Source organism: Mycobacterium sp., assembly GCF_044370595.1.
In the GTDB taxonomy this organism is placed as follows: Bacteria; Actinomycetota; Actinomycetes; order Mycobacteriales; family Mycobacteriaceae; genus Mycobacterium.
Map to the genome: position 1 here is coordinate 1 of NZ_JBILVF010000034.1, position 20,829 is coordinate 20,829.

Annotated in this window: 23 protein-coding genes; 22 read left to right on the top strand and 1 reads right to left on the bottom strand. The window is 68.3% G+C overall.

Translation table 11 applies throughout. The annotated features are described in order from the left end of the window. Positions 1-59 precede the first annotated feature (59 nt). Entirely contained in the window at positions 60-1,046 is a 987-nt protein-coding gene (locus ADBZ5N_RS07135; protein ID WP_526256792.1) for an alpha/beta hydrolase, read from the bottom strand. Positions 1,047-1,234: 188 nt separating this feature from the next. Between ADBZ5N_RS07135 and ADBZ5N_RS07140 the strand changes: the two genes are divergently transcribed. The 22 genes from ADBZ5N_RS07140 (at position 1,235) to nuoK (ending at position 20,829) form a co-directional block, all read left to right on the top strand. Next, the gene (locus tag ADBZ5N_RS07140; RefSeq protein ID WP_526256793.1) at positions 1,235-2,347 is read left to right on the top strand and encodes a homogentisate 1,2-dioxygenase; all 1,113 of its coding nucleotides are present in this window, start codon (positions 1,235-1,237) and stop codon (positions 2,345-2,347) included. Next, complete coding sequence (locus tag ADBZ5N_RS07145) at positions 2,344-3,501, top strand: alpha/beta hydrolase family protein (RefSeq protein WP_526256794.1); 1,158 nt, start codon at positions 2,344-2,346, stop codon at positions 3,499-3,501. The genes ADBZ5N_RS07140 and ADBZ5N_RS07145 overlap by 4 nt, the downstream gene beginning before the upstream one ends. Further along, positions 3,498-4,697 (top strand): CaiB/BaiF CoA transferase family protein, encoded by a 1,200-nt coding sequence (locus ADBZ5N_RS07150; protein ID WP_526256795.1) that lies wholly within the window; start codon positions 3,498-3,500, stop codon positions 4,695-4,697. The genes ADBZ5N_RS07145 and ADBZ5N_RS07150 overlap by 4 nt, the downstream gene beginning before the upstream one ends. Next, positions 4,694-5,599, top strand: coding sequence for a hydroxymethylglutaryl-CoA lyase (locus tag ADBZ5N_RS07155; protein WP_526256796.1), 906 nt, complete (start codon positions 4,694-4,696; stop codon positions 5,597-5,599). Before ADBZ5N_RS07150 ends, ADBZ5N_RS07155 begins: the two co-directional genes overlap by 4 nt. Before the next feature lies 1 nt (position 5,600). After that, positions 5,601-6,188: a TetR/AcrR family transcriptional regulator gene (locus ADBZ5N_RS07160; protein WP_526256819.1), complete on the top strand. Its 588-nt coding sequence runs from the start codon at positions 5,601-5,603 to the stop codon at positions 6,186-6,188. Further along, on the top strand, positions 6,189-7,427 hold the full coding sequence (locus ADBZ5N_RS07165) for an acyl-CoA dehydrogenase family protein (RefSeq protein WP_526256797.1): 1,239 nt from the start codon (positions 6,189-6,191) through the stop codon (positions 7,425-7,427). Beyond that, positions 7,424-8,422: a phosphotransferase family protein gene (locus ADBZ5N_RS07170; protein ID WP_526256798.1), complete on the top strand. Its 999-nt coding sequence runs from the start codon at positions 7,424-7,426 to the stop codon at positions 8,420-8,422. The genes ADBZ5N_RS07165 and ADBZ5N_RS07170 overlap by 4 nt, the downstream gene beginning before the upstream one ends. After that, positions 8,419-8,775: a DUF6285 domain-containing protein gene (locus ADBZ5N_RS07175; RefSeq protein WP_526256799.1), complete on the top strand. Its 357-nt coding sequence runs from the start codon at positions 8,419-8,421 to the stop codon at positions 8,773-8,775. The genes ADBZ5N_RS07170 and ADBZ5N_RS07175 overlap by 4 nt, the downstream gene beginning before the upstream one ends. A 384-nt stretch (positions 8,776-9,159) precedes the next feature. Next, positions 9,160-9,492, top strand: coding sequence for a hypothetical protein (locus ADBZ5N_RS07180; protein WP_526256800.1), 333 nt, complete (start codon positions 9,160-9,162; stop codon positions 9,490-9,492). Between the two features lie 125 nt (positions 9,493-9,617). Next, the gene (locus ADBZ5N_RS07185) at positions 9,618-10,142 is read left to right on the top strand and encodes a YceI family protein (RefSeq protein WP_526256801.1); all 525 of its coding nucleotides are present in this window, start codon (positions 9,618-9,620) and stop codon (positions 10,140-10,142) included. Positions 10,143-10,150: 8 nt separating this feature from the next. Next, a complete protein-coding gene (locus tag ADBZ5N_RS07190; protein WP_526256802.1) occupies positions 10,151-10,552 on the top strand; it encodes an Rv3143 family two-component system response regulator in 402 nt (133 codons plus the stop codon). Positions 10,553-10,607: 55 nt separating this feature from the next. Beyond that, positions 10,608-10,964 carry an NADH-quinone oxidoreductase subunit A gene (locus tag ADBZ5N_RS07195; protein WP_526256803.1) on the top strand — a complete coding sequence of 119 codons (357 nt, stop codon included), beginning with the start codon at positions 10,608-10,610 and terminating at the stop codon, positions 10,962-10,964. Between the two features lie 19 nt (positions 10,965-10,983). Continuing rightward, positions 10,984-11,538, top strand: a complete 555-nt coding sequence (locus ADBZ5N_RS07200) for an NADH-quinone oxidoreductase subunit B (RefSeq protein WP_526256804.1) — start codon at positions 10,984-10,986, stop codon at positions 11,536-11,538. Then, positions 11,535-12,227 (top strand): NADH-quinone oxidoreductase subunit C, encoded by a 693-nt coding sequence (locus ADBZ5N_RS07205; protein WP_526256805.1) that lies wholly within the window; start codon positions 11,535-11,537, stop codon positions 12,225-12,227. The genes ADBZ5N_RS07200 and ADBZ5N_RS07205 overlap by 4 nt, the downstream gene beginning before the upstream one ends. Next, positions 12,224-13,543 (top strand): NADH-quinone oxidoreductase subunit D, encoded by a 1,320-nt coding sequence (locus ADBZ5N_RS07210; RefSeq protein WP_526256806.1) that lies wholly within the window; start codon positions 12,224-12,226, stop codon positions 13,541-13,543. The genes ADBZ5N_RS07205 and ADBZ5N_RS07210 overlap by 4 nt, the downstream gene beginning before the upstream one ends. 7 nt (positions 13,544-13,550) lie before the next feature. Next, the gene (gene nuoE / locus ADBZ5N_RS07215) at positions 13,551-14,255 is read left to right on the top strand and encodes an NADH-quinone oxidoreductase subunit NuoE (protein WP_526256807.1); all 705 of its coding nucleotides are present in this window, start codon (positions 13,551-13,553) and stop codon (positions 14,253-14,255) included. Beyond that, complete coding sequence (gene nuoF / locus ADBZ5N_RS07220; RefSeq protein WP_526256808.1) at positions 14,249-15,547, top strand: NADH-quinone oxidoreductase subunit NuoF; 1,299 nt, start codon at positions 14,249-14,251, stop codon at positions 15,545-15,547. Before nuoE ends, nuoF begins: the two co-directional genes overlap by 7 nt. Before the next feature lie 85 nt (positions 15,548-15,632). Further along, positions 15,633-18,065: an NADH-quinone oxidoreductase subunit G gene (locus ADBZ5N_RS07225; RefSeq protein WP_526256809.1), complete on the top strand. Its 2,433-nt coding sequence runs from the start codon at positions 15,633-15,635 to the stop codon at positions 18,063-18,065. Next, positions 18,062-19,294: an NADH-quinone oxidoreductase subunit NuoH gene (nuoH, locus tag ADBZ5N_RS07230; RefSeq protein WP_526256810.1), complete on the top strand. Its 1,233-nt coding sequence runs from the start codon at positions 18,062-18,064 to the stop codon at positions 19,292-19,294. Before ADBZ5N_RS07225 ends, nuoH begins: the two co-directional genes overlap by 4 nt. Beyond that, positions 19,281-19,817, top strand: a complete 537-nt coding sequence (gene nuoI / locus ADBZ5N_RS07235; RefSeq protein WP_526256811.1) for an NADH-quinone oxidoreductase subunit NuoI — start codon at positions 19,281-19,283, stop codon at positions 19,815-19,817. Before nuoH ends, nuoI begins: the two co-directional genes overlap by 14 nt. Further along, a complete protein-coding gene (locus ADBZ5N_RS07240; protein WP_526256812.1) occupies positions 19,814-20,533 on the top strand; it encodes an NADH-quinone oxidoreductase subunit J in 720 nt (239 codons plus the stop codon). The genes nuoI and ADBZ5N_RS07240 overlap by 4 nt, the downstream gene beginning before the upstream one ends. Continuing rightward, on the top strand, positions 20,530-20,829 hold the full coding sequence (gene nuoK / locus ADBZ5N_RS07245) for an NADH-quinone oxidoreductase subunit NuoK (protein ID WP_526256813.1): 300 nt from the start codon (positions 20,530-20,532) through the stop codon (positions 20,827-20,829). The genes ADBZ5N_RS07240 and nuoK overlap by 4 nt, the downstream gene beginning before the upstream one ends.

Below are 20,829 nucleotides of genomic sequence, written 5' to 3' on the forward strand. Positions count from 1 at the left end.
CCGCACAACGAAAAGCGGGCCGCCAGCTTTCGCTGACGGCCCGCTTAATCGTGTTCGGGTCAGCTCTGAGGCGTCGCGCCCAGAACCCGCTGCAGGTCCGGCTTCATCGCCTGAAGCTCGCGGCCCCAGTAAGCCCAGCTGTGCGTGCCGTTATCGGGGAAGTTGAACACACCGTTGCGCCCGCCCGCCGCGAGGTAGTTGTCGCGGAAGGTGCGGTTAGTGCGGATGGTCAAGCCTTCCAGGAAGGTGGCCGGCACGTCGCCGCCGCCCAACTCGTTGGGCTGGCCGTTGCCGCAGTAGATCCACAGCCGGGTGTTGTTGGCCACCAGTCGCGGGATCTGCACCATCGGGTCGTTGCGCTGCCAGGCCGGATCACTCGACGGGCCCCACATGTCGTTGGACTTGTAGCCACCGGCGTCGCCCATCGAGATGTTGATCAGGCCGGGCCACCAGCCCTCAGACGGGTTCAGGAAGCCCGACATCGAGCCGGCGTAGATGAACTGACCGGGATGCCAGGCGGCCAACGTCAGCGACGCCGAGCCGGCCATCGACAGACCGATCGCGGCGCTGCCGTTGGGCTTGACCTGCTTGTTGGCCGCCAGCCAGGCCGGCGCCTCACTGGTCAGGAAGGTCTCCCACTTGTAGGTCGAGCAGCCGGCCTTGCCGCACGCGGGCCGGTACCAGTCGGCGTAGAAGCTGGACTGTCCGCCCACCGGCATCGAGATCGACAGGCCCGAGTCCAGGTACCACTCGAAGGCCTGGGTGTTGATGTCCCAGCCGTTGTAGTCGTCCTGGGCGCGCAGACCGTCGAGCAGCCAGACGTTCGGCGAGTTGGCGCCGCCGCTCTGGAACTGGACCCGGATGGTCTTGCCCATCGCGGCCGAAGGCACGTCCAGGTATTCGACGGGCAGGCCGGGACGCGAGAACGCGCCGGCGGTGGCTGACCCACCGGCCAGGCCGATCAGGCCCGGCAGTGCCGCCGCGGCGGTCGCCGCAACGGCAAAACGGCGTGACCAACCACGCACCTTGTCGGAGACGGAACTCACCAATCCACCCCAGCTTTCTCTCGCACCGGATTGTCTGTTTAAGGATCGAGTAAAACATGCCGGTTATCGGTAATGAAATCGCCAGCGTTACACGCGACTCTCCCACGGCCGCCGATTCCTTGTCCGAGCATCGGCGCAAAAGTAATGTCAGTTTCAGTTTCAGGCCGTCGCACGCTTCGGGAGCAACCATGGAATCCTTCGTCCACCTGCGCAAAGGCGCCACCCCACGGCGGCTGCACGCCGACCTCGACGGGCTCAAGGACGACGAGTTGGGGCGCGGCGGGTTCACCGGGCGCACCGCCAGCATGTACCGGCGCCACGACCCGACGCAGTTCCGCGCATCGGGCCCGCTCCGGCCGGTCGACGTGCTGGCCGACCAACTCAAACCCGCCGACGCCACCGACCCCGCCGGCAGCCCACTGCTGCTGTTCTCCAACCCCGACTGCCGCATCTTGCTGAGCCGGCGCACCGAGGACATGCCTTTTCACATCCGCTACATCGACGGCGACCTGCTGTGCTTCGTCCACCAGGGATCCGGGCGGCTGGAGACGGAGTTCGGGCCGCTGGACTACCGCACCGGCGACTGGGTCTATCTGCCCAAGGCCTGCACCTGGCGTCAGCTGCCCGACGGCGGCTCGGAGAGCACCTGGCTGATGATCGAGGCGACCGACGAGTTCCGCACTCCCCCACCCGGCCCGCTTGGCCGGCACTGGCCGTTCGACCCGTCCCAGGCCACCATCCCCGAGCCTGAGCCACTTGAGGACGACGACCGCACCGAATACGAGGTGCGGTTGATGCACCGCGAAGCCGGCGGGGTTGAGACCACTTCACTGTTCTACGAACACAATCCGCTCGACGTCGAGGGCTGGCAGGGCGACAACTTCCCCTTCATCTTCAATATCGAGAACTACCACGTCGTGTTGTCCAACAGCGTGCACCTGCCTCCCATGGTGCATCTGTTCATGGAGGCCACCGGGGTCTACGTCTGCAATTTCCTGCCCAAACCCGCCGAAGGTGTGCCGGGCACCGAACGCACACCCTGGTATCACCGCAATGTCGATTACGACGAAATCGCCTTCTTCCACGGCGGCTCGCTGTACGGCATCCCGATGCCGCCCGGGCTGATCAGTCACGCGCCGCAGGGCGTGCACCACGGCGCCCCGGAGAAGGCCCGCGAACGCGCCCGCCGCAAGTTCGACGAGTACGGCAGCGTCGACTGGAAGGTGATCGCCGTCGACACCCGGCAGCGGCTGGTGCCGTCGGCAGAGGTAGTGGCCGCGGATTTGGGCCAGCATTCGTGAGTAGCCGATACGAGCGGATCCCGTATCTGGTCGCCTACCCGAATAATTCCGGCGTTCGGGACGTCTACGGCGGACTGGCCGAGATCGTCGTTCTGGAGTGCTATCTGCTCAAGCCAGGCGTTCCGTCCGACACCGGGGCCGCCACGGCGCCGACATCAGACACCGTGCTGGTGTTCATGCACCCGATCGGCGGCGGGGCCTACCTTCCGATGGTCAACGCCCTGGCCCGGGCCGGCCACCACGTGATCTACGCCGGCAGTCGGTACCGCGGCACCGACTCCAATCTGCTGATGGAGAAGGTCATCGAGGATCTCGGCAAGGTCATCTCCGATGCCAAAGATCGTCTCGGCTACTCGAAGGTGGTGCTGGCCGGCTGGAGTGGTGGTGGATCGCTGTCGCTGTATTACCAACACCAGGCCCCCGTTGTGGACATGCCACCCGCCGACGCCATCATGCTGCTCGCCGCGCACATCAGCCGCCACGGCACGCTCACCGAATGGCTGGACGCCTCCATCCTCGATGAGTCCGACCCCACCCGCCGCGAACCCGAACTCGACCTCTACAACCCGGACAACCCCAACCAGCCGCCCTACACACCGGAGTTTCTCGAGCGCTACCGGCAGGCCCAGATCGCCCGCAACCGCCGAATCACCACGTGGGTCAAGGCCACACTGGCCGAACTGGAGGCACAGGGACGTGACGACGAGGAGTTCTGCTTCGTCGTGCACGGCACCATGGCCGATCCACGCTGGCTGGATCCGACCGTCGACCCCAACGACCGCACCCCCGGCACCTGCTACCTCGGCGACCCGCGGGTGGTGAACTCCAGCCCGGTCGGTCTGGCCCGGTACAGCTCGCTGCGCAGTTGGCTGTCCCAGTGGAGCTATGACGACGCCCGCGGCGACGGCATCGCCTGCGGCGCCGACGTGACGGTACCTACCCTGGTGATCGGCAACCTCGCCGACGACGCCTGCACACCCAGCCACACCCGCCGACTCTTCGAGGCCATCGGCACCACCGACAAGGAGATGCACGAGATCCCCGGCGCCAACCACTACTACTCCGGGCCCGACCAGAAACAGACCCTGGCCCAAGCCGTCGACGTAATCACCGACTGGCTCTCACGCCACGATTTCAGCAACGCAACACCATGACCGGTGCGCTGGACGGCATCCGCGTGCTGGAGATGGGCACGCTGATCTCCGGGCCGTTCGCCGGCCGCCTGCTCGGCGATATGGGCGCCGAGGTGATCAAGATCGAGCCGCCCGGCTCACCTGACCCGCTGCGCACCTGGGGCCAGGCCGAGGTCGACGGACACCACTTCTTCTGGACCGTGCACGCCCGCAACAAGAAAGCCATCACCCTTAATCTGCGCGAGCCGCAGGGACGCGCGATCTTCCTCGACCTCGTGGAGCGATCCGACATCATCGTGGAGAACTTCCGGCCCGGCACCCTGGAGAAGTGGGACCTGGGCTATGACGTTCTGCACCAACGCAATAGCGGCATCATCCTGGTGCGGGTGTCCGGATACGGCCAGACCGGGCCCGACGCCGGTAAGGCGGGCTACGCGTCGGTGGCCGAAGCCGTCAGCGGCCTGCGGCACATGAACGGCTTCCCCGGCGGCCCGCCGCCGCGGCTGGCGCTGTCCCTCGGCGACACCCTGGCCGGGATGTTCGCCGCCCAGGGCGCGCTGGCCGCGCTGTACCGGCGCACCGTCACCGGTGAGGGACAGGTGGTGGACACCGCGCTCACCGAGGCCTGCCTGGCCGTGCAGGAGTCCACCATCCCCGACTACGACGCCGGCGGGGTGGTGCGCGGACCGTCGGGCACCCGCCTGGAAGGCATCGCCCCGTCGAACATCTACCGCAGCGCCGACGGCAGCTGGGTGGTGATCGCCGCCAACCAGGACACCGTATTCCGCCGGCTGTGCGACGCGATGGGGCGCCCCGAGCTCGCCGACGACGACCGCTTCGTCAGCCACGGGGCACGCGGGCGCAACCAGGATGAACTCGACGCCATCATCGGGCAATGGGCCGCCACCCGCGCACCCGACGACATCATCGACACCCTCAGTGCGGCGGGGGTGATCGCCGGCCCGATCAACACCGTCGCCGAGGTGGTGCGCGATCCGCAGTTCCTGGCCCGCGGCATGCTCGTCGAGCACCTCGACGAAGGCGCCGGGCGCACCGTGCTGGGACCGGGTGTGGTGCCGGTGCTCTCCGCGACGCCGGGCGGGGTGCGCAGCGCCGGGCCCGCCCGGCCCGGACAGCACAACGACGAGATCTACCGGGGCCTGCTGGGAATGTCCGCCGGCGACCTGGCCGCCCTGGCCGGCAAGGGAGTGCTGTGAGCGAGCCGCCTCAGCATGTGACGATCCGCGAGGTCGCCCTGCGCGACGGCCTGCAGATCGAGACACCGATTCCGCTGTCCGCCAAACTCGATCTGCTGGCCGCCATCGCCGCCACCGGCGTCCGCGAGGTCGAGGCCACCGCGTTCGTCTCTCCGTCGAAGGTGCCGGCACTGGCGGATGCACCCGAGTTGGCCGCCGCACTCGCCGACTACCCCGACATCGACTTCTCCGCGCTGGTCGCCAGCCCCAACGGCGCCCGGCGCGCCATCGCCGCCGGCCTGCGCTCCCTGGAGTACGTGGTGTCCGCGGCCGACGGGCACAGCCGGGCCAATGTCGGGCGCAGCAGCGCTGAGGCCGCCGCGCAGATCGCCGACATCGTCGCGATCGCCCACGACGCCGGCGTCAGCGTCGAGGTGATCATCTCCACCTCCTGGGACTGCCCGTTCGACGGACCCACCCCGCCGCAACGGGTTCTCGACGTCGTCGACGCCGCCTGCGCATTCGGCGCGGACCGCATCGCCATCGCCGACACCATCGGCACCGCCACCCCCGGCCGGGTCACCGACCTGGTCGCCCGGGTACTCCCGCGGGTCGGGACGCGGCCACTGGGCGCGCATTTCCACAACACCCGCGGCGCCGGACTGGCCAGCGCCTGGGCCGCTGTCACCGCCGGGGTGACCCGCCTGGACGCATCGGTGGGCGGCCTCGGCGGCTGCCCGTTCGCCCCCGGCGCCAGCGGCAACATCGCTACCGAGGACCTGGTTTATCTGCTGCGGGACAGTGGAATCGACGTCGACGTCGACCTGGATGCCGCCGTCGACGCCGCCCGGGTGGCCCAGGAACTGGTCGGCCACGCACTGCCCAGCGCCCTGCTGCGCGCCGGAGACCGAATCCGTGACTGACATCGCCGAACGGCCGCTGGGCAGCAAGGGTCAGCGGACCCGCCACGCCATCGAGGAGGCCGCGCGCACTCTGTTCGCGCAGCGCGGGTTTCACGGCACCACCCTGGCCGACATCACCTCGGCGGCGGGTAAATCACCGGCGGTGTTCTACCGGTACTTCACCGACAAGGAGGATCTGCTGGCCGCACTGGCCGAAGACTTCCTCAACGAGGTCGTCGAGCTGCCGACCTTCCCCGATGACAGCGACTTCTTCGTCTCCGCCGTCGGCGTCTACTGGGAGATGTTCAAACCGAACATCGGCGTCATGGTCGCGGTCGATCAACTGGCCGGCACCGAGCCACGATTCGCCGCGCTGCAGAACCGATTCCGGCGGTTCGGCACCGACATCGTCCGTGCCTCCGTCCGGCGTGCCCAGCAGCAGGGCTACGCCGACGATCTCGACGCCGACCACACCGCACTGGCCATCGCCCTGCTCTTCGAGCGATTCACCGGTGTCTGCCTGTCGGTCGGGATCTCCGATGACGCCGCAGTGAACACCCTGTCCACGATCTGGAGAAAGACCCTGTACGGCCAGCCCAAGGAGGCCTGAGTGGATTTCACCCTGCCCGAACACCTTCCGCCACTCTTGGCCGAGATGGACGCGTTCATCGAGGCGGAGATCAAGCCGCTGGAAGCCGAACACATGCAGTACTTCGACCGCCGGCGTGAGTTCGCCCGCACCGACCTCGACAACGGCGGCGTACCGCGCCGGGAGTGGGAGGACCTGCTCGACGAGATGCGCCGCCGCGCCGACAGAGCCGGCTGGCTGCGGTACGGGCTGCCCTCGAAGTTCGGCGGCCGTGACGGCACCAATCTCGACATGGCCGTCATCCGGGAACATTTGGCGCACAAAGGACTCGGCCTGCACAACGACCTGCAGGACGAGTCGTCCATCGTCGGCAACTTCCCCCAGGTCATCATGATGGACCGCTTCGGCACCGACGCACAGAAGGCTGAGTGGATCGAGGCCATGTTTACCGGCACCCGGTCCATGGCGTTCGGTCTCACCGAACCCGACCACGGCAGTGACGCGACCTGGATGGAGACCACCGCCCGCCTCGATGGCGATAGCTGGGTCATCAACGGCGCCAAACGGTGGAACACCGGCGTGCACCGCGCCACCCACGACCTGGTGTTCGCCCGCACCTCCGGCGACGCGGGCGCCGCAGTGGGCATCACCGCGTTCCTAGTGCCCTGTGATGCACCCGGTTTCGAGGTGCCCTACTACTGGTGGACGTTCAATATGCCCAGCGACCACGGCGAGGTCGTACTCAACGACGTCCGAATCCCGGCCGATGCGGTGCTCGGCGAGGTCGACCGCGGCCTGGAGGTCGCCCAGACCTTCCTGCACGAGAACCGGATCCGGCAGGCCGCCAGCAGCCTGGGTGCGGCGCAGTACTGCATCGACCGCGCGGTGGACTACGCGACGAAACGCACGACCTTCGGCAAGCCGCTGTCGGTGAACCAGGCCGTGCAGTGGCCGTTGGTGGAACTGCAGACCGAGGCGCAGATGGTGCGTCTGCTGGTGCGCTACGCGGCCACCGAGCTGGACCGCAACCACCACATGGAGGTCTCCGACAAGGTGTCGATGGCCAACTACCGGGCCAACCGGTTGGTGTGCGAGGCCGCCGACCGGGCCATGCAGATCCACGGCGGCATCGGCTACAGCCGTCACGAACCGTTCGAGCACATTTACCGCCACCACCGCCGCTACCGCATCACCGAGGGAGCCGAGGAGATCCAGATGCGCCGGGTGGCACAGCGCATGTTCAAGTTCGGGCGCACGTGAAAGATCAGCTGCCGGCCGAACTGGAGGCGGTCCTTCGCCCGCACCTCGGCGAGGGCGTCACGGTGGCCAACCTGCGTCTGCTGACCGGGGGCGCCAGTCGGATGACGTATGCCTTCGAGGCGGTGACGGGCACGCACCGTCGGGCGCTGATCCTGCGGGCCGCACCGCTGGAGGGGTCCGAGCACTTCGCCGGGATGGAGCTTGAGGCTGCCGCCCAGTCCGCCGCCGCCGCGGCCGGTGCCCCGGTGCCGCACATCGTCGTTGCGTCTGATTCCCCTGCAGCTTCTCCTGCAGCTTCTCCTGCAGCACTGGGCAATCCGTTTCTCATCTGCGATGAGATCGCCGGAGAGACCATTGTCCGCCGCATCCAGCGGCACCTGGACGGCGAGGGCCGCGCCCGGCTGCTGAGCCAGTGCGGGCAGGCCCTGGCCGCCATCCACCGGGCCCGCACCGACGCCCCGGGCCTGGTCGAGCAGGACCCGCTGGCCGACTGCCGGCAGCGGATCGACGAGATGGGCGACACCACGGCGACCTTCGAATGGGCCTTCCGGTGGCTGCAGGCGCACCGGCCCGCACCCACAGCGCCCCGGCTGGTGCACGGCGACTTCCGGATGGGCAACCTGATCGTCGACGGATCGACCCTGACAGCGGTGCTCGACTGGGAACTGGTCCACATCGGCGACATCCACGAAGACCTGGCGTGGTTCTGCATCCGGGCCTGGCGTTTCGGCGCGCCCGCCGCATTGGCCGCCGGCGGGCTGGGAGGCATCGACGACTTCGTCGCCGCCTACGAACGGGCCGGCGGGGCGACCGTCGACCGGGCCGCGCTGCACTGGTGGATGGTGCTGGGCACGCTGCGCTGGGGAATGATCTGTCGCTACCAGGCGCAGCGGCATCTGTCCGGGCAGACCCGGTCGGTGGAACTGGCCGCGATCGGACGGCGGGTGTGCGAGACCGAGTGGGATGTCCTGGATCTGCTCGAGGAGGCGCTGTGAACGCTGCGCCACTCGACGGAAACATCAACGGCCGGCCGACGGCAGCCGAACTGATCGCCGCGGTCGCGGAGTTCCTCGAAGGTGAGGTCCGCAGCGCCACCTCCGGTGCGGTGAACTTCCACGCCCTGGTGGCGGCCAATGCGTTGCGGATCGCCGAGCGTGAACTTCTCGACCAGTCCGCCGGTGCGCCGCAGGCGGCCCTGGCCGCTCTGGGTTTTGCCGACGAAGCCGACCTCGCCGCGGCGATCCGTGACGGCGACTTGGATGGCCGCGAGTCCGAGTTGATGACCTGCCTGCGGGTGGTTGTCGGGCACCGGCTGGCGATCTCTCATCCCGGCTACGGCGGGCGTTAGCCCTTTCGAGCCCGACACCGGCCAAACCCTCGCCCTGCCACGCCGCCATCGAAGACCACGGAGCTGGACAGCGTCCTGGCGTTGATGTTGGGGCACCCAGCAAAGGCTGCTCGTTCCGGGTGGGGAGCCTCGGCGAATTCCCGGATCACCGACGACCGTCGAGCCGGACACCTGAGAGCGATACCGGAACCTTAAGAGCGGCGACGACGCCCACGAATCGGATCGTACTTAGCTGGGCGCTCATGCCGAGGGGACTAAAGTCCCACCAAATAAGGGGCATCTTCCACCAAAAAAGGATTTGCCAGCGGGCCAGAGCGTCATTATGATTTTGCTGAGTTGCTACTGAGAGCAACCGGGGCCATTGAGAACATAAGGAGAAATGCCATGAAGTGGAAGATCGCGACCGCATCGGTGGCGGCCGCAGCGATTCTGTCGGCTCCCATCGCCGCCGCTGCGCCCAGCAACGGCAACGGCAACACCAACGGAACCCGCAACACGGTCGGCCAGACCATCTCGCAGATCGCCAAGAGCGGCGGCGGCCCGGCCGAAATCCTCAAGGCACTGATCGGCTTGAAGCCCAACAACAAGGGCCTGCCGAAGGCGCTGGTCAATGTGCAGAAGCCGAAGCCGACCCCCAAGCCGACCCCGACGCCCACCCCCACGCCCACCCCCACGCCCACCCCGACGCCGACCCCGAGCCCGGCTCCGGCCCCGTAGTCGAGGCGCGTCCCAACGCTTCACCCCTGAGAGGCTCCCCACATCGAAGGTGGGGGGCCTCTCGCTATCCGGCGGTCTACCACCAGCGGTATGCCCACCATCAGCGGATGCCTACCATCAGCGGTATGACAGTGCAGACTCCGCTGAACGACCCCGCCATGGCTGGAAGCTGGACGCTTGAACCGGAGCGGTCCTCGGTCCGGTTCGTCAGCAAGACTCTGTGGGGACTGATTCCGGTCAACGGACGATTCACCGAGGTGACGGGCGGGGCCAGCGTCACCCCGGACGGCCACCTGTCGGGTCGGCTGGTGATCAAGGCCGAATCGGTGCGCACCGGAATCGGTATGCGGGACCGCCACCTGCGCGGCGCGGACTTTTTCGACACCGCTGACCACCCCGACATTGTCGTCGATGTCGCCGGCGTCGCACCGGATGGCCAACCCGCCGCGACGCTGAGCATCCGCGGCATCACCCTGCCGGTGCCGTTGCAGGCGACCGTGGAACGACGGGGCCAGGGCTCCGGCGCCGAGACCGTCGGGGTCACCGCACGCGCCGAGATCGACCGGACCCGCTGGGGCGTCAGCGGCAACATGCTCGGCATGATGCCGCCGGGCACGGTGCTGCTGGCCGAAGCCGTGTTCATCCGCTGAGCCGCCCGGTGTCCTCCCCCGCGTCGGCTGTACGCATCCTCAACTACAGCAGCAACACCGGCACCCGAGAACAGGTCCGGCTGGCGCTGGGCACCCGCCTCCACCCCGACCTTCCCGAACTGTCCTACACCGATGTCGCGACCGCGCCGATGGTCATCTCGCTGATGGACGCCGGCGGCTTCGATCTGGTGATCCTCGACGGGGAGGCCGCCCCGTTCGGCGGCCTGGGAATCGCCAAGCAACTCAAGGACGAGATCGCCGGCTGCCCGCCGATCCTGGTGCTCACCGGCCGCGCCGACGACGCCTGGCTGGCCCGCTGGTCCGGCGCGGAAGCGGCCGTTGCGCATCCGATCGACCCGATCGAACTCGGCGCCGCGGTTGTCGGCCTGTTGCGCTCCCCGGCCCAGTAGCCGCCCGCTAGGCTGTGGTTGAGACCACATCCGCATGCGCTAGGAGAGGGTCGGCATGAGCCTCTACACCCCCATCCTGGTGCTGGCTGGCATTGCGACGGTGTTCGCGGTGGTGTCGGTGGTGATCGCTCTGGTCGTCGGTCCGCGGCGCTACAACCGCGCCAAACTCGCCGCCTACGAATGCGGCATCGAACCGATGGCCGCGGAGTCCGGGCAGCGTTTCCCGATCAAGTACTACTTGACCGCGATGCTGTTCATCGTCTTCGACATCGAGATCGTCTTCCTCTACCCGTGGGCGGTGGCTTTCGACCAGCTGGGCACCTTCGCGCTGATCGAGATGGCGCTGTTCATGGCGACGGTTTTCGTCGCCTACGCCTACGTGTGGCGCCGTGGCGGACTGAACTGGGACTAGGGACCGGAGGGGCACAGCAGTGGGCTTAGAGGAGTCGTTACCGGGCGGCATCCTGCTGTCTACGGTGGAGAAGGTCGCCGGCTTCGTCCGGGCCGGCTCGCTGTGGCCCGCGACGTTCGGATTGGCCTGCTGCGCAATCGAAATGATGGCGACGGCGGGTCCGCGGTTCGACATCGCCCGCTTCGGAATGGAGCGGTTCTCCGCCACCCCGCGCCAGGCCGACCTGATGATCGTCGCCGGCCGGGTCAGCCAGAAGATGGCCCCGGTGCTGCGTCAGGTGTATGACCAGATGGCCGAACCCAAATGGGTGCTCGCCATGGGGGTGTGCGCCTCCAGCGGCGGGATGTTCAACAACTACGCCATCCTCCAGGGCGTGGATCACGTGGTGCCGGTGGACATCTATCTGCCTGGCTGCCCGCCCCGGCCGGAGATGCTGCTCAACGCCATCCTGGCCCTGCACGCCAAGATCGCCGAGATGCCGTTGGGGGTGCACCGGGCCGAGGCCGTCGCCGCCGCCGAGCAGGCCGCGCTGGCCGCCACGCCAACGATCGAACTGAAGGGTCTGCTGCGGTGAGCGACGCCCAGCACCCCGCTGACGGTGAGGTGATCGGCGTGCGCCGCGGCATGTTCGGCGCCACCGGCAGCGGAGACACCTCCGGCTACGGCCGGCTGATCCGCTCCGTCGCGCTCCCCGGCGGCACCCCACGGCCCTACGGCGGCTTCTTCGACGAGGTCGTCGACCGGCTCGCCCTGGTACTGGACGACGTGCTGGGAGCGGACGGGTTCGACGCCGCCGTCGAACGGGTGGTGGTGCACCGCGACCAACTCACCCTGGACATCCGCCGCGAGCATCTGCCCTCGGTGGCCGCCGTGCTGCGTGACGACGAGTCGCTGCGGTTCGAATTGTGTTGCGGCGTCTCCGGTGTGCACTACCCCGACGACACCGGCCGGGAGTTGCACGCCTTCTATCCGCTGATGTCGATCACCCACAACCGGCGGATCCAGCTTGAAGTCGCCTGCCCCGACGCCGACCCGCACATTCCGTCGATCTTCGGGATCTACCCCACCTGCGACTGGCACGAACGCGAAACCTACGACTTCTTCGGCATCATCTTCGACGGCCATCCCGGGCTGACTCGCATCGAGATGCCCGACGACTGGGTCGGTCACCCGCAGCGCAAGGACTATCCACTGGGCGGGGTGCCGGTGGAGTATCACGGCGCGCAGATCCCGCCCCCCGACCAGCGCAGGTCCTACCGATGACCGCCCAGTCCTTCGAGTCCGACCCCGTCATTGTGCTGGGCGGCCAGGACTGGGACGAGATCGTCGCCGCCGCTCGCACCGGCGACGCCGGCGAACGCATCGTCGTCAACATGGGCCCCCAGCACCCGTCCACCCACGGGGTGCTGCGACTGATCCTCGAGATCGAGGGTGAGACGGTGATCGAAGCCCGTTGCGGTATCGGCTATCTGCACACCGGAATCGAAAAGAACCTGGAGTACCGGAACTGGACGCAGGGCGTCACCTTCGTCACCCGGATGGACTACCTGTCGCCGTTCTTCAACGAGACCGCCTACTGCCTGGGTGTGGAGCGCCTGCTGGGCATCACCGAGGCGATCCCGCCGCGCGCCTCGGCGATCCGGGTGATGCTCATGGAACTCAACCGGATCTCGTCGCATCTGGTGGCGCTGGCCACCGGCGGGATGGAACTCGGGGCCATGACGCCGATGTTCTTCGGGTTCCGGGAACGCGAACTGATCCTCGGCGTCTTCGAAGCCATCACCGGGCTGCGGATGAACCACGCCTACATCCGGCCCGGGGGTCTGGCCGCCGACCTGCCCGAGGACGGTCCGCAACGGGTGGCCGAACTGCTGAGGTTGATGCCCGGCCGGTTGGGTGAACTGGAGTCGCTGCTCACCGAGAGCTACATCTGGAAAGCCCGCACCCAGGGCGTCGGATACCTCGATCTGACCGGCTGCATGGCACTGGGCATCACCGGCCCGGTGCTGCGTTCGACCGGACTGCCGCACGACTTGCGCAAGGCCCAACCATATTGCGGCTATGAGACTTACGACTTCGACGTGGTCACCGCCGACACCGCCGACTGCTACGGCCGCTACCTGATCCGGGTGGGTGAGATGCATGAGTCTCTGAAGATCGTCGCCCAGTGCCTGCAGCGCCTCGACGATCTCGGCCCCGGCCCGGTGATGATCGAGGACAAGAAACTCGCGTGGCCGGCCGACCTGCAGATGGGCCCCGACGGCCTGGGCAACTCCCCAGCCCATATCGCCCGGATCATGGGTCAGTCCATGGAGGGGCTGATCCACCACTTCAAGCTCGTCACCGAAGGCATTCGGGTGCCGGCCGGTCAGGTGTACAGCGCCGTCGAGTCACCGCGCGGCGAACTCGGGGTCCACATGGTCTCCGATGGCGGCACCCGCCCCTACCGGGTGCACTACCGGGACCCCAGCTTCACGAATCTGCAAGCGGTGGCGGCGATGTGCGAGGGCGGTATGGTCGCCGACGTGATCGCCGCCGTCGCCAGCATCGACCCCGTGATGGGAGGCGTGGACAGGTGAGCGCCCGATGAGCGTCGACCTCACCCTCGGTCCCCGGCCCGAGGAACCCGGCCCCCCGATCGGAGGGCCGACGTCCTATCCCGCTCCGGTCACCGAGTCGCTGGCCGCCGACGCGGCCCCGATCATCGCCCGTTACCCACACCCCCGGTCCGCCCTGCTGCCACTGCTGCATCTGGTGCAGGGGCAGGACGGATACCTCACTGCCGCCGGAATCGACTTCTGCGCAACGCAACTCGGCTTGACCGCGGCCGAGGTCACCGCGGTCGCCACCTTCTACTCGATGTACCGGCGCACCCCGACCGGGGACTACCTCGTCGGGGTGTGCACCAACACCCTGTGCGCGGTGATGGGCGGGGACGCGATCCTGGCGACCCTGGAGAACGAGCTGGGCGTGCACGCCGGGCAGACCACGGCCGACGGCCTGATCACCCTGGAGCACATCGAGTGCAACGCCGCCTGCGACTACGCCCCCGTGGTCATGGTGAACTGGGAGTTCTTCGACAACCAAACACCGCTGAGCGCAACCGAACTCGTCGAGGCGCTGCGCAGCGGGCAGAGTGTCACGCCCACCCGCGGCGCACCGCTGTGCCCGTTCCGGCAGACCTCCCGGACCCTGGCCGGTGTCGGCCCGCACGTCGTCGACGACAGCGGGCCCGGGACACCCACCCTGGCCGGCCTGCACGTCGCCCGCGCCGAGGGGGACCCATGCTGACCCCGGTGCTCAGCCGGTTCTGGGACGAGCCGCAGCCGTGGACGCTGCAGACCTATCTGCGTCACGACGGTTACCGGGGTCTGCGCCGGGCACTGAGCATGTCCCCTTCGGAGGTCATCACCGAGGTCAAGGAGTCGGGTCTGCGCGGCCGCGGCGGGGCGGGCTTCCCGACGGGGACGAAGTGGTCGTTCATCGACACCGCGTCGCCCAAGCCGAAGTACCTGGTCATCAACGCCGACGAGTCCGAACCGGGCACCTGCAAGGACATGCCCCTGTTGCTGACCACACCGCATTTCCTCATCGAGGGTGCGGTGATCGCGGCGTATGCGATCGGCGCCCGGCATGCCTTCATCTACCTGCGTGGTGAGGTGCTTCCGGTGCTGCGCCGGGTGCAGGCCGCCGTCGCCGAGGCCTACGACGCGGGCTATCTGGGTCACAACATCGGCGGGTCGGGGTTCGACCTGGACCTGATCGTGCACGCCGGGGCCGGCGCCTACATCTGCGGTGAGGAGACCGCCCTGCTGGACTCCCTCGAGGGCCGCCGCGGGCAACCCCGGCTGCGTCCGCCGTTTCCCGCCGTCGCCGGCCTGTATGCCTGCCCGACGGTGGTGAACAACGTCGAGTCCATCGCCAGCGTGCCGCCGATCCTGGCCAACGGGGTGGACTGGTTCAAGTCGATGGGCACCGAGAAGTCTCCCGGCTTCACGCTGTACTCGCTGTCCGGCCACGTCACCCGGCCGGGTCAGTACGAGGCGCCGCTGGGGATCACGCTGCGCGAACTACTCGACTACGCCGGTGGGGTACGGGCTGGACATGAGCTGAAGTTCTGGACACCCGGCGGGTCCTCGACGCCGCTGCTGACCGCCGAACACCTCGACGTGCCTTTGGATTACGAGGGGATGGCGTCGGTGGGCTCGATGCTGGGAACCAAGGCGTTGCAGATCTTCGACGAGACGACGTGCGTGGTGCGGGCGGTTCGCCGGTGGACGCAGTTCTACGCCCACGAATCCTGCGGCAAGTGCACGCCGTGCCGGGAGGGCACCTACTGGCTGGCGCAGATCTACGAACGGCTGGAGACCGGCCACGGTGTGGCCGAGGATCTGGACAAACTGCTCGACATCTCCGATGCCATCATGGGCAAGTCGTTTTGCGCACTCGGCGACGGCGCCGCCTCGCCGATCATGAGTTCACTGCAGTACTTCCGGGCCGAGTACGAGGCGCACCTGGACGGCGGCTGCCCGTTCGACCCGTACGCCTCGATGCTCGCCGCGCCCGAGTCGGTGGGCTCATGAGCCCCCGTCTCTGCATCGAGTGTGCGCTCACGGCGGGATTTGGTGCGATTTTCCGCCCTGGACGCACAGTCGGCAGGGGGTGGTCATGACGCAGCCGCCCCAGACCGAGACCGAACTGGTCACCGTCACCATCGACGACACCGTGCTGTCGGTTCCCAAGGGCACCTTGGTGATCCGCGCCGCCGAGCTGATCGGCGTGCAGATTCCCCGGTTCTGCGACCACCCGCTGCTGGAACCCGTCGGGGCCTGCCGGCAGTGCCTGGTCGAGGTGGAAGGTCAGCGCAAACCGCTGGCCAGTTGCACCACCACCGTGACAGAGGGCATGGTGGTGCGCACCCAGTGCACCTCCGAGGCTGCCGACAAGGCGCAGCGCGGCGTCATGGAACTGCTGCTGATCAACCACCCCCTGGACTGCCCGGTGTGCGACAAGGGCGGGGAATGCCCGCTGCAGAACCAGGCGATGTCCAGCGGCCGTGCCGAAACCCGCTTCACCGACGTCAAACGGACATTCCCCAAACCGATCAACCTGTCCAGCCAGGTGCTGCTGGACCGGGAACGCTGCGTGCTGTGCGCGCGCTGCACCCGGTTCTCCGAACAGATCGCCGGGGATGCGTTCATCGAACTGCTCGAACGCGGTGCGCTGCAACAGGTCGGCATCGCCCCCGGAGCGTCGTTCGACTCGTATTTCAGCGGCAACACCGTGCAGATCTGCCCGGTCGGCGCGCTCACCGGCACCGCCTACCGGTTCCGGGCCCGCCCCTTCGATCTGGTGTCCTCACCGAGCGTCTGCGAGCACTGTGCCTCCGGGTGCGCCCAGCGCACCGACCACCGCCGAGGCGTGGTGCTGCGCCGGCTGGCCGGTGACGATCCGGCGGTCAACGAGGAGTGGAACTGCGACAAGGGCCGGTGGGCGTTCACCTACGCCCGGGACCGGATCACCACCCCGATGGTCCGCGACGACGATGGCACGCTGCGCACCGCGTCCTGGTCGGAGGCCCTCGCCCGGGCTTCCGCCGGCCTGGCCGGCAATCGGGCTCCCGCCGGCCTGGCCGGCAATCGGGCTCCCGCCGGCCTGGCCGGCAATCGGGCTCCCGCCGGCCTGGCCGGCAATCGGGTCGGCGTACTGGTCGGCGGCCGGTCGACCGCCGAGGACGCCTACGCCTACGCCAAGTTCGCTCGAATGGTGCTGGGCACCAACGACATCGACTTCCGATCCCGCCCCCACTCTCGCGAGGAGACCGACTTCCTGACCGCGCGGGTGGCCGGGGCGCCGATGACGGTGACGTACTCCGATCTGGAGTCCGCAGAGGCCGTGCTGCTGGCCGGGTTCGAACCGGAGGAGGAGTCGCCGATCGTCTTCCTGCGCCTGCGCAAGGCGGTCCGCAAGCGCGGCCTGCCGGTGCTGACGATCGCGCCGTTCGCCTCCCGCGGGGTGACGAAACTCCGCGCCCGGCTGATCACCGCCGCGCCCGGCGCCGAGGCCGACGCCCTGGACGCTCTGGCCGGTGAACTTTCCGATGGCACGGTGATCCTGGCCGGGGAACGGCTGGCCACCAGTCCAGGTGCGCTGTCGGCGGCGATCCGGCTCGCGGAGCGTACCGGTGCGCGACTGGCGTGGATCCCGCGCCGTGCCGGTGACCGGGGAGCGCTGGACGCCGGATGCCTACCGACCGTGCTGCCCGGCGGCCGCCCGGTCACCGATCCGGTTGCGCGCCACCAGGTTGCCCAGCTGTGGCAGTGCACCGACCTGCCCGCCGAGCCGGGCCGCGACACCGACGCCATACTGGCCGCCACCGCCGGCGGTGACCTCGACGCCCTCATCGTGGGCGGGGTGGACCCCGCCGACCTGCCCGACCCGCCTGCCGCGTTGGCAGCGATCCGGGCGGCCGGGTTCGTGGTCAGCCTGGAACTGCGCGAGTCGGCGGTCACCGCACTGGCCGACGTGGTGTTCCCGGTGGCACCGGTGGTGGAGAAGGCCGGTTCGTTCACCGACTGGGAGGGCCGGGTGCGCCCGTTCGGTGCGGCGCTGCCCTCCAACGCCGCACCGGATCTGCGGGTGCTGGCCACTTTGGCCGACGAGTTGGGCGTCAACCTCGGTGTGCGTTCGGCTGATCAGGCCCGCACCGAGATGGCCGCACTCGGCGGCTGGGACGGTCCTCGGCCGGCCGCCCCGGACGTCCGACCCGGCGGGCCACAGGCGCTGCAATCCGGTGAGGCCATCCTGGCGGGCTGGCGAATGCTGTTGGACGCCGGACGGTTACAGGACGGCGAACCTCATCTGGCCGGTACCGCCCGGCCGCCGGTGGCGCGGCTGTCGGCGGGCACCGCGGCAAGCATCGGCGCCACCGACACGGTGACGGTGTCCACCGGGCGCGGATCGGTGACGCTGCCACTGGCGCTCACCGAGATGCCCGATCAGGTGGTCTGGCTGCCGTTGAACTCCCCGGGGTGCGCGGTGCACACCGCACTGGGTGTGACGACCGGCGCCGTGGTTCGCGTTGCGGCGGGACCGACATGAGTTATCCGGATCCGACGGTCTTCGGTCTCGACCCGTGGTGGCTGATCCTGGCCAAAGCGGTCGGCGTCTTCGCCTTCCTGCTGCTGACCGTGCTGGTGGCCATCCTGGTGGAACGAAAGCTGCTGGGCCGCATGCAGATGCGCTACGGCCCGAACCGGGTGGGTCCCTTCGGGCTGCTGCAGTCGCTGGCCGACGGCATCAAACTGGCCCTGAAGGAAGGCCTCGTCCCGGCCGGGGTGGACAAGCCGATTTACTTGATGGCCCCGGCCATCTCGGTGATCACGGCGATCATGGCTTTCGCCGTCATCCCGCTGGGCCCGGTGGTGTCGGTGTTCGGCCACGCCACCCCGCTGCAACTGACCGACCTGCCGGTCGCCGTGCTCTACGTCCTGGCGATCACCTCCATCGGGGTGTACGGAATCGTGTTGGCGGGCTGGGCTTCCGGATCCACCTACCCGCTGCTGGGTGGGCTGCGGTCCAGCGCCCAGGTGGTCTCCTACGAGATCGCGATGGCGCTGTCCTTCGTCTCGGTGTTCCTCTACTCGGGCACCATGTCGACCTCCGGGATCGTCGCCGGCCAGACCCACACCTGGTACGTCCTGCTGCTGCTGCCCTCCTTCGTGGTCTACCTCACCGCGATGGTCGGGGAGACCAACCGCGCCCCCTTCGACCTACCCGAAGCCGAGGGCGAACTGGTCGGCGGATTCCACACCGAGTACTCGTCGTTGAAGTTCGCGATGTTCTACCTCGCCGAGTACGTCAACATGACCACCGTCTCCGCTCTGGCCGCGACGCTGTTCCTCGGCGGCTGGCGGGCACCGTGGCCGATCAGCATGTGGGAGGGTGCCAACACCGGGTGGTGGCCCCTGCTGTGGTTCATCGTCAAGGTGTGGGCGTTCCTGTTCGTGTTCATGTGGCTGCGCGCCACCCTGCCGCGGCTGCGCTACGACCAGTTCATGGCGCTGGGCTGGAAACTGTTGATTCCGCTGTCACTGCTGTGGATACTCGTGGTCGCCGTGCTGCGGACCACCGGACGTGACGGCATCGTCCCCAACCTGCTGGCCGCCGCGGTGCTGCTGGCGCTGCCGGTGGGTGTCAATGCACTGCGCCGCAGGCGCTCCGGTCCGCCGCCGCCACCGCCGCCACCACCGCCAGACGGCTCGTTCCCGATACCGCCGCTTCCCCCCGCAACAACGAGATCCGTGGAGCCCGCCCGTGCGACGCCCTAAATTCCTCGAGTCCGTCGCCGGGTTCGGCGTGACGCTGTCGACGATGTTCAAGAAGCCGATCACCGAACAGTATCCGGAGAAGCCCGGCCCCACCGCGCCGCGGTACCACGGCCGCCACCAACTCAACCGCTACCCCGACGGTCTGGAGAAGTGCATCGGTTGCGAACTGTGCGCGTGGGCCTGCCCGGCCGACGCCATCTACGTCGAGGGCGCCGACAACACCGAGGACGAGCGCTACTCCCCCGGTGAGCGTTACGGGCGGGTGTATCAGATCAACTATCTGCGCTGCATCGGCTGCGGGTTGTGCATCGAAGCCTGCCCCACCCGCGCGCTGACCATGACCGGTGACTACGAGATGGCCGACGACAACCGCGGGGACCTGATCTACGGCAAGGACAAACTTCTCGCACCCCTGCAACCCGGGATGGCGGCCCCGCCGCATCCGATGGCGCCCGGGGCCACCGACGACGACTACTACCTGGGGCGCATCGGCCCGGTGGAGAACTCCGAGGCGCCGCAGTGAACGCCGAGGCCGTCGCGTTCTGGGTGCTTGGTGCGGTCGCGGTGATCGGTGCGATCGGGGTGGTCGCGGCGCCCAAGGCGGTGTACTCGGCGCTGTGCCTGGCCTCAACGATGATCTCGCTGGCGGTGCTCTACGTGGTGCAGGACGCACTGTTCCTCGGCGTGGTGCAGGTGGTGGTCTACACCGGCGCGGTGATGATGCTGTTCCTGTTCGTGCTGATGCTCGTCGGGGTGGACTCCGCGCAGTCACTGGTGGAAACCCTTCGCGGACAACGGATCGCCGCAGTTCTGGCCGGCCTGGGTTTCGGAGTGCTGCTGATCGCCGGCCTCGGCAGCCTGGCGACCTCGGGGTTCACCGGCCTGGCCGCAGCCAACCGCAACGGCAACGTCGAAGGTCTCGCCGAGTTGATCTTCACCCGAAACCTGTGGGCGTTCGAACTGACCAGCGCACTGCTGATCACCGCCGCACTGGGCGCGATGGTGCTGGCCCACCGGGAACGCATCGGGCGCCGGAAAACCCAGCGCGAGATGGCCATCGAACGTTTCCGCACCGGCGGCGGCCGGGCCACCCCGCTGCCCAACCCGGGCGTCTATGCCCGCCGCAACGCCGTCGACACCCCGGCCCTGCTGCCCGACGGTTCCGAGGCGGAGTCCTCGATCAACGCCACCGTGCGGATCACCCAGATGGAGCAGGCCCAGAACGGTACGGCGCGATGAGCCCGTCGCACTACCTGTACCTGTCGGCACTGCTGTTCACCATCGGCGCGGCCGGGGTTCTGCTGCGCAAGAACGCGATCGTCATGTTCATGTGTGTGGAGTTGATGCTCAATGCCGGCAACCTGGCGTTCGTCACCTTCGCCCGGATGCACGGCCGACTCGACGGTCAGGCGGTGGCCTTCTTCACCATGGTCGTCGCCGCCTGTGAGGTGGTGGTCGGCCTGGCCATCATCGTCGCCATCTACCGCACCCGGCGCAGCGCCGACGTCGACGAGTCACATCTGTTGAGGCACTGA